The organism is Haladaptatus sp. SPP-AMP-3 (assembly GCF_049568665.1).
In the GTDB taxonomy this organism is placed as follows: domain Archaea; phylum Halobacteriota; class Halobacteria; order Halobacteriales; family Haladaptataceae; genus Haladaptatus; species Haladaptatus paucihalophilus.
Genome location: NZ_CP145901.1, coordinates 140,794 through 156,330, shown reverse-complemented (window position 1 = coordinate 156,330; position 15,537 = coordinate 140,794). Strand labels below are relative to the sequence as shown.

Annotated in this window: 13 protein-coding genes; 9 read left to right on the top strand and 4 right to left on the bottom strand. The window is 63.9% G+C overall.

What is annotated here, in order from left to right:
* Window positions 1-26: 26 nt before the first annotated feature.
* A complete protein-coding gene (locus V5735_RS20950; protein WP_423747088.1) occupies window positions 27-2,003 on the bottom strand; it encodes an ABC transporter substrate-binding protein in 1,977 nt (658 codons plus the stop codon).
* Between the two features lie 118 nt (window positions 2,004-2,121).
* Between V5735_RS20950 and V5735_RS20945 the strand changes: the two genes are divergently transcribed.
* The 3 genes from V5735_RS20945 to V5735_RS20935 are packed head-to-tail and all read left to right on the top strand — an operon-like array spanning window position 2,122 to window position 5,171.
* On the top strand, window positions 2,122-2,958 hold the full coding sequence (locus V5735_RS20945) for an SDR family NAD(P)-dependent oxidoreductase (RefSeq protein WP_423747087.1): 837 nt from the start codon (window positions 2,122-2,124) through the stop codon (window positions 2,956-2,958).
* Window positions 2,959-3,015: 57 nt separating this feature from the next.
* Complete coding sequence (locus tag V5735_RS20940) at window positions 3,016-4,002, top strand: GNAT family N-acetyltransferase (protein ID WP_423747086.1); 987 nt, start codon at window positions 3,016-3,018, stop codon at window positions 4,000-4,002.
* Window positions 3,999-5,171, top strand: coding sequence for an anhydro-N-acetylmuramic acid kinase (locus V5735_RS20935; RefSeq protein ID WP_423747085.1), 1,173 nt, complete (start codon window positions 3,999-4,001; stop codon window positions 5,169-5,171). The genes V5735_RS20940 and V5735_RS20935 overlap by 4 nt, the downstream gene beginning before the upstream one ends.
* A 596-nt stretch (window positions 5,172-5,767) precedes the next feature.
* On the opposite strand, the gene V5735_RS20930 is transcribed toward V5735_RS20935, so the two are convergent.
* A complete protein-coding gene (locus tag V5735_RS20930) occupies window positions 5,768-6,490 on the bottom strand; it encodes an HAD family hydrolase (protein ID WP_423747084.1) in 723 nt (240 codons plus the stop codon).
* A 54-nt stretch (window positions 6,491-6,544) separates the two neighbouring features.
* Here V5735_RS20930 and V5735_RS20925 point away from each other — a divergent pair, with 54 nt between their 5' ends.
* The 4 genes from V5735_RS20925 (at window position 6,545) to nagZ (ending at window position 11,764) form a co-directional block, all read left to right on the top strand.
* Window positions 6,545-7,591, top strand: coding sequence for a serine hydrolase domain-containing protein (locus V5735_RS20925; RefSeq protein WP_423747083.1), 1,047 nt, complete (start codon window positions 6,545-6,547; stop codon window positions 7,589-7,591).
* A 63-nt stretch (window positions 7,592-7,654) separates the two neighbouring features.
* Entirely contained in the window at window positions 7,655-8,830 is a 1,176-nt protein-coding gene (locus V5735_RS20920; RefSeq protein WP_423747082.1) for a hypothetical protein, read from the top strand.
* 136 nt (window positions 8,831-8,966) lie between these two features.
* Window positions 8,967-10,133 carry an exo-beta-N-acetylmuramidase NamZ family protein gene (locus V5735_RS20915; protein ID WP_423747081.1) on the top strand — a complete coding sequence of 389 codons (1,167 nt, stop codon included), beginning with the start codon at window positions 8,967-8,969 and terminating at the stop codon, window positions 10,131-10,133.
* A gap of 5 nt (window positions 10,134-10,138) precedes the next feature.
* Window positions 10,139-11,764 (top strand): beta-N-acetylhexosaminidase, encoded by a 1,626-nt coding sequence (gene nagZ, locus V5735_RS20910; protein ID WP_423747080.1) that lies wholly within the window; start codon window positions 10,139-10,141, stop codon window positions 11,762-11,764.
* Window positions 11,765-11,988: 224 nt separating this feature from the next.
* On the opposite strand, the gene V5735_RS20905 is transcribed toward nagZ, so the two are convergent.
* Entirely contained in the window at window positions 11,989-12,789 is an 801-nt protein-coding gene (locus V5735_RS20905; protein WP_423747079.1) for a creatininase family protein, read from the bottom strand.
* A 133-nt stretch (window positions 12,790-12,922) separates the two neighbouring features.
* Between V5735_RS20905 and V5735_RS20900 the strand changes: the two genes are divergently transcribed.
* Window positions 12,923-14,083 (top strand): glycosyl hydrolase family 18 protein, encoded by a 1,161-nt coding sequence (locus tag V5735_RS20900; protein ID WP_423747078.1) that lies wholly within the window; start codon window positions 12,923-12,925, stop codon window positions 14,081-14,083.
* Window positions 14,084-14,170: 87 nt separating this feature from the next.
* Here the strand turns inward: V5735_RS20900 and V5735_RS20895 are convergent, their stop codons facing one another.
* Window positions 14,171-14,932 carry an IclR family transcriptional regulator gene (locus tag V5735_RS20895; RefSeq protein ID WP_423747077.1) on the bottom strand — a complete coding sequence of 254 codons (762 nt, stop codon included), beginning with the start codon at window positions 14,930-14,932 and terminating at the stop codon, window positions 14,171-14,173.
* A 124-nt stretch (window positions 14,933-15,056) separates the two neighbouring features.
* On the opposite strand from V5735_RS20895, the gene V5735_RS20890 reads away from it, so the two are divergent.
* Complete coding sequence (locus tag V5735_RS20890; RefSeq protein ID WP_423747076.1) at window positions 15,057-15,485, top strand: OsmC family protein; 429 nt, start codon at window positions 15,057-15,059, stop codon at window positions 15,483-15,485.
* Window positions 15,486-15,537: the final 52 nt, after the last annotated feature.

The window sequence follows — 15,537 nt, the reverse complement described above, 5'->3', positions numbered from 1 at the left end:
TGAGTGGGATGACAGCGGCGGGGCGGTCACTTCGTTTTCGCGCTGATGTGCCCTTTCATCAGGAACTCGATAGCGTTCGTGAAGTGTTCGTTCTTCGCCTTCTCGGAGTGGCCGGTGTCGTCGTCCCCGGTCGGGAAGTCGAACTTGTTCTGGTTGCCCCAGTACACCCTCGTCTCGTCGTAAAAGCCGATGTGCGGGACCTGCCAGTTGGTGTACCACATGAGTTTCTTCGTGAGGCCCTTGACCTCCTTCGTGGACTGGGTTTGGGACATGATGTTACCCCACTTGACGGGATACAACGTCTGTTTTGCGCCGCCGTTGCCCGTCTGTCCGACGTTCTTCGGGAACTTCGGTCGGATCGGTTGGTTCAGCTTCTTGCTCCGTGACCGGGAGAGGTCGGGCGTTCGGCGATCGACGCTACAATCGCCGCTCGGCTCCTTTACGTTCACTACTTCGTCGAACTTACCGAGACCGGCCACGCTGACGGTCGAATACGCGCTCGCCGGGTGTGACGTCTTCGAGAACCAGTTGACCATGTCGAAGTCGTGGGTGTCTGTCCACCGCTTCCAGAACCCGCTGCTCGACGGAATGATGAGTTCGTTGCCGAAGCCGAACTCCTTGAGTTTGGGACTCAGGTACTTCCCGATGGTCTCGTAGATGGTCCACGGCGGCGTCAGGTAGGTGAGTCCCTCGACGCGACTGCCGTCCGGTCCGGCCCAGACGTCGCCGTCCTTCGTGTAGCCCGCGTCCTTGAGAACCTGTTTCGCCTTCTCGGGCTTCGACGTGCGACCGTAGTCGATGAGCTTGTTCTGGAACCCCTTGCTCGTCCACTGATTCCCGGTGCTCGCGGACATTCCGGTTACGGTGTCTCGGGCTTTGTAGTTCAGTCCCTGCGTGCTCTTGATGACTTTTACGAGTTCGTCGTGGTCCATGAGGTACGCGATGGCCCGACGAACGGGGCGGCGAGCGAGGTGTTCGTTGTTCCAATTCATGGCCAACTTCACGATGCTGGACGTACCGAACTGGTTGAATACGTCGACGTTGCCGTTGGACTTGGCCTGATTTATCGTCTTGTCCCCCATGTCGAGCTGGCCCGCGTTGAGCGCCTGAATCGCCTTCTGTTTCTCCGAGATGAGATGCCAGTTGAACGTCTTCAGGTTCGTCCAGTCGGCGCGGGGGTGGTCCTCGTACTTCTCGTGGACGGCGTTGGTCGGCGAGAGCTGTTTCGGCTTCCACAACCCACAGCCGAGACCCTTTTCGGTGAGGTCGTTCAGCGTGATGGTCGTCGAAGTCAGCTCCTTCGTCACCTTCTCCACGGCGCTCTGACCGCCCGCGTCCTCGTACTTGTCGAGCCACGATTTGAAATAATCGTGCTTGGCGGGAACGGTGTAGTACGCGGATGCCGTCTTCTGCAACGACGGATTGGCCGGTCCCGCGAGATGGTGTTTGAGCGTGTGTTTATCGACCACCTCCCAGCTATCGTCCGTCTCGTCCGGACCGTAGCTCTCCTTGTAGTCGGTGATGACCGCGGCGGTGCGGAAGTCTTGAGCGGTGACGGGCGTCCCGTCCCACCACGTGTACTCGTCGTTGAGTTTTATCTCGACCTCACAGCCGCTCCCTTTGATGTTGATTTCGTCCGCGAGGAAGTACATCGGGTCTCCCTTGGCGTTGGGCCAAACCAACGACTCCCACCACATGTTGTCCATCCAGAACTCGGTGTTCTTCGTATCAGTGAAGGGGTTGATATTGGCCTTGCTGGGTTGCCAACTGACCGGCGCGCGCATGTGCAGTTCGGTCGTGACGGGCGTCCCGTTTTTCCCGTTGGAACCGCTCGAATCGTCACCGGGGGTCCCCGACATCGTTACGTCCGGGTCGTTGGGGTTGCTGCCGCCGCAACCGGCCAGTCCGGCCATCGTCGCGCTGCCGCCGAGCGCGAGCCACTGTCGCCGCGTCAGCGAAGCTCTCTCAGGCTCACCGCTAGCACCGTGGTTGCTGTTAACCATGCTCGGTTCGATTTTAAAATGAACATAGAAAAATGTTTGGGTTAGTGACGCTCTGCTTCGGAGAACGACTCGTCGTCGGGATACAAACCGTTTTGTGGTCCGGGAACAGGTGGAGCGTATGGAAACCAGTACGGACCAGCGGAGTAACGACGTCGCCATCGTCACCGGTGCGGCGAAGGGTATCGGCCGAGCTATCGCGGAGCGATTCGCGGCCGCCGACACCACCGTCATCGTCGCGGACGTGGACGCGGACGGCGGCGAGGAAACGGTCGCCCGCATCGAGGAGAGCGGCGGGACGGCCGAATTCGTCGGGACGGACGTCAGCGATTCGGCGGACGTGTCCGCCATGGTCGAAGCGACGACGGAGCGCCACGGGAGCGTGGACGTCCTCGTGAACAACGCGGGCGGGTCGTTCGACGACGGCAACGTCGCCGACGTGACCGACGCCACGTGGGAGCGCATCATCGACGTGAACCTGAAGGGCCAGTTCCTCTGCGCTCGGGAGGTCCTCCCGGCGATGGTCGAATCGGGCGGCGGGTCGATGGTCCACGTCTCGTCCATCAACGCGAAACTCGGCATCGGCCTCGCCTCCTACTCCGCCGCGAAGAACGGCATCATCGCTCTCTCCCGACTCATCGCCACGCAGTACGGCCGCCACGGCGTCCGCTCAAACGCCGTCTGTCCGGGGAGCATCATCACCGACGCGTCGAGCGAGAAGCTGACCACCGAGGGGCCGGTCCGCGAGGAGTGGCTGAACCAGTATCCAGTCGGTCGATTCGGGCGACCCGAGGACGTGGCCGAGGCCGCGTTCTACCTCACGTCCGAGAAGGCGTCGTTCGTCACCGGCACGGAACTCGTCGTTGACGGCGGTCTCTCCGCCGGTCTCGACCAGCGGTTGGAGACGATGATGTACGACATCGACGAACCGCCGACGCGGAATTACGACGATAACTGACGTCGCTCCCGTTCGGCGAACGGAAGTATAAGTAGCGGGACGAGAAACAGCGGGGAGATGACCACCGAGTGCCGCCGACTCACCGACTACGACAGCGTTTTCGCCGGAATCGACGTTTGGAATCGCTCCCATCCGGATTTTTCGATTCCCGATAGGCTCGTCACACAGAACGTCTTCGCCCCGTTCGACGGCATCGACGTAACCGCGTGGGGTGTCTTCGAAGACGACGAATTCGTCGGATTCGCGCTCGGAAAGCGACTCGTTGAGTCGATTCCCGACTACACGGGCCGCGAGTTGGGATGGCTCAGCCTGTTCGCGGTGGACGGGGAAGCGGGAGACGCAACATCGGTCGCCAGCAACCTGCTCGCCACCGTGGAAGGAGAGATGGCAGAGCGGGGCGTGACCCGCGTTCGTTTCGGCGGGGACCCAGGTCACTTCCTCCCCGGCGTCCCGAGCGAGTGTTTGGACCTCGAAGCGACCCTCCGGGACGCCGGATTCTCTGTCGGCAGGACGTTTCACGACGTTCTGGCCGACCTCAACGAGTACGAATCCCCGGACAGAATCGCGGCGGTGAGAGACACGTGGCCGGACCTGACGCTCGAACGGGTCGGCGCGGACGCGGATACGCTGTTGGATTTCCTGTCCGACCAGTTCCCCGGTCGCTGGCAGTACGAGGCCGAGAACTTCACGCGAGTGCCGGGCGGCGGCGACGACTACTGGCTCCTCAGAAACGAGGGAACACCGGTCGGGTTCGTTCGGACTAACACACTCGAATCAGGATACCGCGGTGGCAACGTCAACTGGGCGGGGAGGCTCGACGGTGACGTTTGCGGTCTCGGGCCGCTCGGCGTCCACGAGGCGTACCGCGGCCGCGGGTTGGGGTTGTGGCTGGTCGCCACGCTGGCCGAGCGCTACCGCGATGCGGGCTACGACCGGATGGTCATCGATTGGACGGACCTCGTGGACTACTACGCCAAACTCGGTTTCGAGCCGTGGCTGGCCTACGAGACGTTCACGAAGGAAATCGAGGGGGTGACGGCGTGACCGAGCGCGTCGTCGTCGGCCTCATGTCGGGCACGTCGCTCGACGGCGTCGATGCGGCCTGCTGTCGGATTCGGAGGGACGGCGAGACGATACGCGACTACGACGTGACCGTCGAATCGTTCGTCACGCGGGAGTACGACTCGGCCTTCCGCGAGCGACTCGAACGCGTCTGCTCGGACGAAGGGTCCGTCGCCGAGGCCTGTCGGCTGAACGTCGCGCTCGCGGCGGTCTTCGCGGACGCGGCGGAATCGGCGGCAGACGCCGCGAACCTCGATATCTCGGCCGTGGACGCCATCGGGTCGCACGGCCAGACGATTCGTCACGAACCGGAGCCACGACGACTGCCGGTGGGCGACGACCGACGCCGTTCGACGCTCCAGATCGGCGACGGGAGTTACATCGCCGAGCGAACCGGCGTCACGACGGTCGCTGACTTTCGCACCGCGGACGTGGCGGTCGGCGGACACGGTGCGCCGCTGGTTCCGTTCGCCGACCTCGCCCTGTTCGCCGACGACGAGTCGTTCCGCGTCGCACAGAACGTAGGCGGCATCGGGAACTGCACCGCGTTGCCGCCCGGAGCGGAGCGCGAGGACGTGACCGCCTTCGACACGGGACCCGGAAACATGGTCATCGACGGCGTCGTGGAACTCCTGACGGACGGCGAGCGGACGTACGACCGCGACGGTCGCATGGCCCGCGAGGGGACGGTCCACGACGCGATACTCGACGATGCGTTGGACGAGCCATACTTCCGTGCGGAACCGCCGAAGTCCACCGGACGGGAGCAGTTCGGCCGCTCGTACGCACGGGAGTTCGTCGCCGCCTGCCGGGAGCGAAACTGCACGGACGAGGACGTCGTGGCGACGGCGACGGCGTTGACGGCCCGCTCCATCGCCGACGCGTACCGGCGATTTCTCCCGAACGCGCCGGACGAAATCGTCGTCTCGGGCGGCGGGGCGTACAACCCCGTGCTCCTCGACATGCTCGACGCCGCAGTGAGCGCCCCGGTCCGAACCATCGACGAGTACGGCGTCGGAAGCGACGCAAAAGAGGCCGCCGCGTTCGCCCTGCTCGCCGCGGCGGCGCTGGACGGTGTGCCGAACAACGTCCCCGACGCGACCGGTGCGGTCCGACCGGTCGTCATGGGCAAGCGCTGCCCGCCGACGTGAGCGCCCGTCGCTCCGTCTCGTCCCCTTTTTCGACCGTTCGATTCGCCGCGGTATTCTCGCTCCACGAACCCTCGGCTTTCGATTCCGTCGAACCGCGTACCACTGGTTTTCCTCCTCTCAGCGGTCATGCGGACTGCTATCTTCGTTTCCATCGGTCGAGAGGGGAGCTTCGGCGGACCCGAAATCGCCCCCGATTCGTCACGAAAATATATGAGTTACAACTCGTCGAGAAGTGAGCCGAACACACGATTCGCATCCCCGTTACAGACATAGCTCCGTAATGGGATTGTTCGAGCGGGGAACGCCGTATTCGTCCACGAGAGGTATTCGCACACGCGGTGTGCCGTCGTTTCTTCTCTCCCGAATGTGTTCCTCCCGCGAATACGACGTGAAATCCTCTGACACCGTTCTAAAACGGCGCTTCGAGACCGCTCCGTTCCGTTTCGGCTGTGTCGAAACGATATCCAGTGTCCGACGCGAGGTGGTCGCGTTTCGAGAACGACGAAAATCCGGTCGGACGAAACCGGGCGGAGAATGGGTGGGGGAACGGATGGAGAACGGACGAAAACGGGGGGAGCGGGTTGAAACGGCGGTCCTTACGCGGAATCAACGACACCGGGGAGGTCGATGAGGTCCGCGAGCGACTCCACCTCGTAGGTCGGGTCCTCCGGGAGGTCGTAGCCATCGCGGTGTGGTCGTCGGATGAACGCCGAATCGAGCCCCGCGCGGTGGGCGGCGCGAACGTCACAGGCGCTGTCGCCGACGTAGAGGCCGTCGGTCACGTCGAGGTCGGCCATCGCCTGCTCGATGTAGTACGTCTCGGGTTTGGTCTGCTCGAATCCCTCGACCGTCGGTTCACGGCCGTAGGCCGTCTCGAACAGGTGGTCGAAGTCGAACCGGTCGAGCATGTACTCGATGGTCGCGTGTTGGTTGCTGCTGACGACCCCCATGTCGTGATGCGCGGCGAGGTCCGAGAGGACCGTACAGTCGTCGTAGGGGACCCGCTCGCCACGGTCCATCATCCCGGATTGGAGGCGCGACGTGTTCGCCTCGCGCTCCGGCCAGAACCGCCCGAAATCGATGCCGAGGTCGTCGCACGCACGCCGCATCTCGTCGATAGTTCCCCCGGCGATGAAGGCGTCCACGTGGGCGTCCTCGGGCGACACGTCGAACGCGTCGAACGTCTCCACGACGGCCTGCCGGTAGACCGTCGGGTGGTCGGGATGGAACGCGAGGAGGACGCCATCCACGTCGAACAACAGCGAATCGTAGGTCATCGAGTCGTTCTTTGCGTCGGCGACCACAAATAGGTTGTTCACCGCGGACGGACCGGACGGAGGGATTAAGACGGTTCGCTCCCCTCGTCCACGGGAATGAGAGGCTCCACAGGAGGCGACTCGCTCGACGCGGTTCTCGCGCGCGGGTTGGAGGAAGGCGTCTATCCCGGTGCCGCGGCGGCGGTCGGGACGGCGGACGGTATCGATGCGGTCGGCGTCGTCGGCGAACGCGACCCCGAGCGCGGCGCGGCGATGACCCGCGAGACGATTTTCGACGGCGCGTCGCTGACGAAACCGGTCGTGACGGCGACGACGGCGCTCTCGCTCGTCGAATCGGGCGCCATCACCTTGTCGGACGAACTCCGACGGCACGTCCCGTCCCTCGACGGCTATCGGCGCGGCGACGTTCGGCTACTCGAACTGCTGACCCACAGTTCCGGCTTTCAGCCGTATTCGTTCGCGGAATCGTGGGAGTCGCCGAGCGACGTGCTGGCGGGCCTTCGAAACCGGTCGATACTCGAAGCCGAACCCGGCAGTCGAAACGAGTACAGTTGTCTCAACTTCGTCCATCTGGCCGAGGCGCTCAGGGGCGCGACCGACCGCTCACTCGGCGAACTCGCGGAGCGGCACGTGTTCGGTCCCGCCGGGATGGAAACCTCCCGACTCGGGCCGTTGGAAGACGTCTCGAACGTCGCCGCGACCTACGACCGCGAGTACCGCGGCCGCATCCTCCGCGGAGAAGTCCACGACCCGCTCGGCTGGGCCATGAACGGCCAGAGCGGGAATGCGGGTCTGTTCACGACGGTCGACGACCTCGCGGCGTTCGCGCGGGCGTACCTCGCCGCGGACGGAACGCTGCTCTCTTCGGCCACCGTCGAGCGGTTGCAGGACGACTGGGTGCCGGACCTCGATACCCGCCACAGCCTCGGGTGGCGACTCGCCGACGGGACGTATCCCGCGCCGAACTGGTCGCGCGTCGGACTCGGACACACGGGTTACACCGGCACTTCGCTGTGGCTCGACCACGCCCGCGACCGGTTCGCCGTCCTGCTCACGAACCAGGTCTACGACGGGAAAGACACCGGTCTCATCCGCTTCCGCGAGCGGTTTCACGCGATGGTCGCCGCCGGGCGTTTCGACTGATTCGACGTCCCGTTCGCGCCGCGGCCGGGGAATATTTATTACACGGCGCCGACGTTGGCTGGTATGGTCGCAGTCTGGAGCTATCCGTGGCGTTTACTCTCGCAGCCCCCCGAGACGACGAGACGGGAACTCGCCGAACTGGGCGTGACGAGCGTCACCGTCGCCGCACACTATCACTCCATCAGAACCCTCGAACCGCGTTCTTCCGACGGTCTGTTCGAATCGTACGAAGGCGGGTGCTACTTTCGCCCCGACCCGGAGTCGTTCGCCGATACGCCCATCGACCCGCCCGTGAACGAAATCGACGGCCATCCCGAGCCGTTCGGCGAGGTCGTCGAGCGGTTGACCGAGGCGGATATCGACGTGACGGCGTGGTTGGTCTGTTTCCACAACACGAACCTCGGCGCGTCGAACCCGGAGTATCGCGTCGAAAGCGCCTTCGGCGACCCCCACGACCACGCGTTCTGTCCGTCCCATCCCGAGGTTCACGACTACTTCGAGGGCGTCGTGCGCTCGCTCGCCGAGTACGATATCGCCGCCATCAACCTCGAATCGCTCGGCTTTCCGAACGCCTTCCACGGCCACGGTGCCGCGTTCGGCCACTCGAAAAACCACGTCGTCCGCGGCAAGCCGGAAGAAGTCCTCCTCTCGCAGTGTTTCTGTTCGGCCTGCCGAACGCGGGCGGCGAGCCACGAGGTGAATTTCGAACGCGCCCGTGAGGTCGTCCAGTCGCTCGCCCGCGACGTGCTTCGGACGCCGACTCCCCAAATCGAATCGCTCTCCCGACTCGCGGAGGAGTATCCCGTTCTCGCCGACCTCTTCGACTTCCGCGCGTCGGTCATCGACTCGTTCCTCGAACGCATCGCGGCGGCTAGCGGCGACGTGGAGCTAACCTACTCGGCGTCGGACGGCCTCGGGCGCGACCCGAACGACGGATGGCCCGCGGGTGTCGTCCTCGACCGCGTTCGCACTCATCTGGACCGCATCGTCGCGCTCTGTTACACCGACGACCGCGACCTCGCTCGCCGTCGCGTGCGGGGGTATCGGGAGGCGGTCGAACTACCGGTCGATGTCGGCCTCACCCTCGACCCCGCCGTCATCGGTTCGGAAGCGGAGTGGCGGCGATTCGTGACCGACGTCGGCGACCTCGGCGACGAACTTCGCGTCTACAACCACGCGCTGTTGACCGAGGACCACCTCGACTGGTTCGACGTCGCCGCCGCGCCACTCGGTGAGTGAGTGGGTTATCGAATGGATGAGCGAGAGGCGAACAGGGGAAGAAGTGAAATAAAATCTCGCCCCCATGATGTAATTATATTGATACCTATCATCTCGCACACGGGGTTTTTTAAGGGGGTACCGCATTGCCGAAGATATGGTAACACTCGGCGTAGAACGGTTGCTGAACGACCGTTTCGAGACGGTCGATGGAGAACGATTGGGACTCATCACGAACCCGTCGGGAACCGACAGCAACCTCACCACCACGATAGACCTCCTCGATGCCCGCGAGGAGTTCGATCTCCGGAAGCTGTTCGGGCCTGAACACGGGATTCGGGGTGACGCGCAAGCGGGCGTGAAGGTCGAGGACAGCATCGACGAGCGCACCGGTCTTCCGGTGAAGAGCCTCTACGGGGACCAGAAACAGCTAACCCCCGAGATGATGGACGGCATCGACACCGTTATTTACGATATGCAAGACGTCGGGTGCCGGTTTTACACGCTCATCTACACGCTGGGCTACGCGCTGAAAGGGGTCGCGGAGGCCGGAAAACGGATGGTCGTCCTCGACCGGCCGAATCCCATCTCGCCGCTATCCGTCGCGGGCAACCGAATCGACGACGAGGTGGCCTCGTTCGTCGGCGCGTACGAACTCCCCATCGTCCACGGGATGACCGTCGGCGAACTGGCGACCTACTTCAACGGCGAGTTCGACGTGGGCGCGGACGTGGAGGTCGTGGAGATGCGCGACTGGTCGCGGTCGGATTGGTTTTCGGATACCGGCCTCCCGTGGGTGTACCCGTCGCCGAACATGCCGACGCCGGGAACGGCCACGTTATATCCCGGCATGTGCTTTTTCGAGGGTACCAACCTCTCGGAGGGGCGCGGGACGACGAAGCCGTTCGAACTCGTCGGCGCGCCGTGGATAGACGCGGACGACTGGGCGGCGGAGCTTTCGAACCAAGGGCTGGAGGGCGTCGCCTTCCGCCCGGCGTACTTCTCGCCGACGTTCTCCAAACACGAGCGCGAGAACGTGACGGGCGTCCAGATACACGTCCTCGACCGGGACGCCATCGACCCCGTGACGGTCGGTCTGACGGTCCTCTCTTCGGCGTTCACGGCATACGACGACTGCGAGTGGATAGCCTACGACGACGAGTTCTTCATCGACAAGCTGGCGGGCGGGAGCTATCTCCGCGAGACGATAGACGCCGCCGACGAGTCGTCCGAACCGCGTGACATCGCCGAAACCATCGCGGACAGGTGGGAAGACGACCGGACGGAATTCCTCGACGTGCGAGAAGATTACAGGCGGTACTGATACCGATGAGTTCGACAACCGAACCCGAGTCGGCGGAATCGACGAACCCACCCGCCACTCACACGGATTTCGAGGTGGACGTGTCGTCCCTGTCGCTCCCCGAGAAGGTCGGGCAGTTGTTCATCGCGGGCTTCGACGGGACGACGCCCACCGCGGCGATAGAAGAACTCGTCTCCGAGCGCCACCTCGGCGGCGTCATCTACTTCAGCCGGAACGTCGAATCGCCGGGACAGCTTCGGACTCTCTCGCGCACGTTACAGGGGTTCGTCCCCGACGGAAAGCCGTCCCTGCTACTGTCCATCGACCAGGAGGGCGGCCGAGTCGCGCGCCTCCCGTGGGGTACCGAACTGCCGAGCGCGATGGCATTGGGTGCGACGGACGACCCCGAACTCGCGTCCCGCGCGGGGCGAGCTGTCGGGCGTGAACTGCGCGCGCTCGGCGTCGATATCGACCTCGCGCCGGTCCTCGACGTGAACAACAACCCCGACAACCCCGTCATCGGTGTTCGGTCGTTCGGCGAACGACCCGAGCGCGTCGCGGAACTGGGCGCGGCGTTCGCCGATGGGTTACAGGACGCGGGCGTCGTCGCCTGCGGGAAGCACTTTCCGGGACACGGCGACACCGCGGTCGATTCCCACCTCGACCTGCCGGTCATCGACCACGACCGGGAACGCCTCGACGCGGTGGAACTGAAACCGTTCCGGCGCGCCATCGACGCCGGTATCGGCGCGATAATGACGACGCACGTCGCGTTTCCGACCATCGCGGAGGACGCGGAGCGACCGGCGACGCTCTCCCCCCGCGTCGTCACCGACCTCCTTCGAGAGGAACTGGGGTTCGAGGGATTGGTCGTCACGGATTGCATGGAGATGGACGCCATCGCCGACGGGGTTGGAACCGTCGAAGGCTGTGTGCAAGCGGTCGAGGCCGGGTGCGACCAACTCTGTGTCTCGCACACACCGGCGAAACAGCGCGCCGCCATCGACGCCGTCATCGAAGCGGTCGAATCGGGGCGCATCGCCGAGTCCCACATCGACGCCGCGGTTCGGCGCGTCCTCCGCGCCAAACGGGTCTACGGAGCGGGCTACGTCGGCGGCGAGAACGAATGGAACGACGGCGCCGCGGAGTGCCGGGTCACCGCGCGGAAAGTCGCCGAACGTGGCGTCACGCTCGTCCGCGACGAGGCCGACGCGCTTCCGCTCGCCCAGCGCGTTTCTGTCTACGAGTTCGACGGCGGCCGCGCGTCGCCCGCGGAGGAGGCGTCCGGCCGCGGCGGCGCGTTCGCGTCGGCCCTGTCGGCGGCGGGCGTCGCCGTCGATGGCACCGTGCTCGCACCGGGGGAACTACCGGAGGAACGAACCGACTCGTCCCGCGAAACGGTGGTCTGTACGTCCGACGCCGCCTCGAATCCGGACCAAGCAGCGGTCGTCCGAGCCCTGCAAGAGGCGGGCGCGAACCCTATCGTCGTTGCAACGCGGAACCCGTACGACCTCTCGGCGATGCCGAACGTGGAGACGTACCTGACGACGTACGACGACACGCCCGCGTCGCTCGCCGCGGCGGCGGAACTGCTGGCCGGGAAGGGAACCCCGTCCGGGCGATTGCCGGTGACGATACCGGACGATGACTAGTAATACTGAATGGTAGTACTAAATGTTAATACTGGGTAGTATCTCTAGACGGCAATATCTGGGAGTATTTTCCTCCGGAAAACCGAGGAGTCCGTGTTAGACGTCTTAACCGCTGTATTCGGACGTTCTACGTTTCGGCGACCAGCGATTCTCCAAGTATTACTGACGAGTCATACCGGGACGATGAGAGTGACGAGACGCGAAAGCGGAGAACGGTATCGTCGTTAGCGCGCCTGTTCGGAGACGTTCCGGAACACGTCCGCCAGTTCGTCGGTCAATCGGTCGAGGAGTTCCTCTCCCTTTTCCGCGTTCGCCAGTTTCGGGTCGCCGATGGCCCCGGTGTCCGAGTACTCCTCGAACGGCCGGTACGTCGCAAGCGGGCCGCCGTCGAGCAGGTCCTTGGTGCCGCGGTCGTACGGTTCGTCGAGATACTCCGCGTCCGCGTCCTCCATCCGAACGAGTTCGGGGTAGAGGTGGAGCATCAGCGAGGTTTCGAACTCGCCGCCGTGGGACATGCCGCCGGGTTCGCTCTCTCGAACCTCGTCGACGAACGGTTCGGCGAGTTGGAAGTACGTTAGCCCCGCGACTTCGACATCCGGATGGGATTTTCCGACGACGCTGACGGCGTTGCCGATGGCGGCCGCGTTGCCGCCGTGACCGTTGACGAAGCAGAGTCCGTCGAACCCGTTTTCGAGCGCGGTATCGGCCACGTCCGCCAGCGCATCGAGGAGGTCGTCGAGTTCGAGCGAGATGGTCCCGCCGAGCGAGAGGTGATGTGGCGAAAACCCCGACCAGACCGGCGGCGTGACGAGGATGGGAACGTCGTCGTCGGCGCGTTCGGCACCGCGATGGGCCACCGCGTCGGCCAGCAGGGTGTCGGTCGAAACCGGGAGGTGGTGGCCGTGCTGTTCGATACTGCCGACGGGAACGACGAGAACCGACCCGTCGGCGGCCCCGACGTCTCGGATTTCGCGCCGAGTCTTCGCCGCCCACGCGACGGCGGACAGACGCATCGCTGCAGTCATAGCGAACAGTGCTCGCGTCGGTCGTATAACGGTTGGGGTCCCGTCAAAGGGGACGGACGGTGAATTCTGAGCGTATATATTTCTTAGCAATTCACATAAAATTTATTCATTCTCGAACCGTCGTTGGTGACGTATGTCGAACGGCGAGAAACATGTACCGAAACGCATCGGCCGAAAAATAACTACCGACGCATCGAGACGCGAGTTCCTCAAGGGGACCGGCGCACTGGCGGTGACCGGGACGCTCGGTGTCGAAATCGCCTCGGCACACGGCGATTACGGCAACCGGGTCGTCGGCTATTACCCCTCCTACGCGGGCGAATACACCCCCGCGGACATCCCCTTCGACAAACTCACTCACATGAACTTCGCCTTCCTCGACGTCCGATCGGACGGCACGGTCAGCGTGGCCGATTCCGCCGACGAAGCCCTCCTCGGCGAGTTGGCGACCTACGACGACACAGGAACCGTGTTCCTCCTCTCCATCAGCGCCGGGTGGTACTCGGGGACGTTCTCGGACGCCGCATCGACCGCGGCACGACGCCGACGATTCGCCACGACGGCCGTCGACGTCATGGAACGGTACGGCTTCGACGGTCTCGACCTCGACTGGGAGTTCCCGGACGGGTCTGTTCGTTCGGAGGACCCCCACAACTTCACACTACTCTTGAAAGCGTGTCGTGACGAACTCGACGCTCGATTCGGCTCGTGGACGCACTTGACGATGGCCGGGTCTCCCAACCCGAATATCGTGGACGATGCGTACGAAGTCGGTACCATCAGCGAGTATCTCGACCACGTGAACGTCATGACCTACGATTATCACGGAAGTTGGAGCAGCGAGACGAATTTCAACGCGCCGTTCGAAGCGCCGACCGCATCGTCGGATTTCGACACCAAACACCACATGCAGTATTGGGCGGACAAATCAATAGCGAAGGACAAACTCGTCATGGGAATGCCGTTTTACGGGCGGTCCTACTCGGGCGTGGCGTCCACCAACGACGGGTTGTTCAACTCCTTCGACTCGTCTACGTCGGTGACGTACTCCGAAGTCGTGGAGAACCTCAAGCCGCAGTCGGATTACGAGTACCACTGGCACTCCGACGCGAAGGTACCGTGGCTGTACTCGGCCGCCGAAAACATGTTCGTCTCCTACGACGACGTGTCGTCCATCTCCAACAAAGCCTCGTTCGTGAAGACCAACGGATACGGCGGCGGGATGTGTTGGGAGCTTTCCCAAGACTCCAGCAACACCCTCATCACCGAGATGCACGATACGCTCCACGCCTGAGCGTGTGCGGAGAACGAACGGGAGAGATGTGGACGGAAGTGATGCGGACGGAAGGGATACGGGCGGGAACGGTGTTCGACGCCCGCGCTACGCGTGTGCAAGCTTCAGTTCGATGATGTTCTTCGCGCTCCGGAGGCCGTCCAAGAGTCGGTCGCGGACGTCGCCCTCGACTCTGCTCGCCGGGCCGGAAACGCTGATGGCCCCGATGACCTGTCCGTTTTCGTTCTTGATGGCGACCGCGAGACAGCGCACGCCGCGGACGCGCTCCTCGTCATCGACGGCGTAGCCTCGCTCTCGGACCGCCGCCAGTTCGCCGCGGAGTTCGTCGCGGTCGGTTATCGTCTTCGATGTCTGGGCGGGCAACCCACGACGGTCGAAAATCGATTCGGTCTTGCTCTCCGGGAGGAACGCGAGGATGGCCTTCCCGAGCGCGGTGGCGTGGAGCGGGACGCGTGTTCCGGGATGCGTATCGAGCGGGATGGCGTTTCCACCCTGTGCGTTGTAGATGTACACGCCCATGCCGTCCTCCTCGACGAGGAGGTTCGCCGATTCCTCGGTTTCGGACGCCAGCTCGTCGATTTCGGGGCTGGCGACTTCGTACACCTTGCGCCGGGAGCGGGCGTACTCCCCGAAATCGAGGAACTGGAGGCTCACGTGATACGTGTTCCCGTCCCTGACCACGTACCCCCGCTGCACGAGCGTTCGGAGGTGGTTGTGCACCGTGCTGTCGGGGAGGTCGAGGTGGGCGGCGATTTCCGTGAGGCGAGCACCGTCGAGTTCGCGCAGCGCGTCGATGATGTCGAGCGACCGCGCTGTCGTCCTGACGGGCGTGGTGGATTCGCGAGTCATTGCCCTCTTCGTCCGTTTTTTCCCGGAGGGGAGTTATATAACTTCCCTCGTCCTCGACTGACGCCAACCGGGACTCCGGGGGCCGATACTTCCATACGACTGCCGACTGTAGCCGGGCGTGACGATGCCTGCAAGACAAGCCGACACGACGTGGCAAGGAGGAAAGGACGGAAGCGGCGACTTCGAAACGGAGAGCGGCCAGATAGAGGGAACGTTCCGGTTCCCGACCCGCTTCGAGGACGAACCCGGAACGAACCCCGAGGAACTCATCGGCGCGGCCCACTCCGGCTGTTTCTCGATGCAACTGACGGCGTTCCTCGAAGAGGAGGGCTACACGCCGGACAGCCTCCAGACGGAGGCGGACGTGCACCTCGAACCAGCGGACGGGGGCGGCTTCGAGATTCCGCGCATCGACCTGACGCTGACGGCGGAGATTCCCGACATCGACGAAGAGACATTCGACAACCTCGCGCAGAACGCCAAGGAGAACTGCCCGGTTTCAAAGGCGCTCGCCGGACCGGACATCACGCTCGACGCGACGCTGGAGAGCTAACGACCGCGACCCGTTTTTCGGCGACGTCGGTGGTGTCGTGTTTCCCCCGATG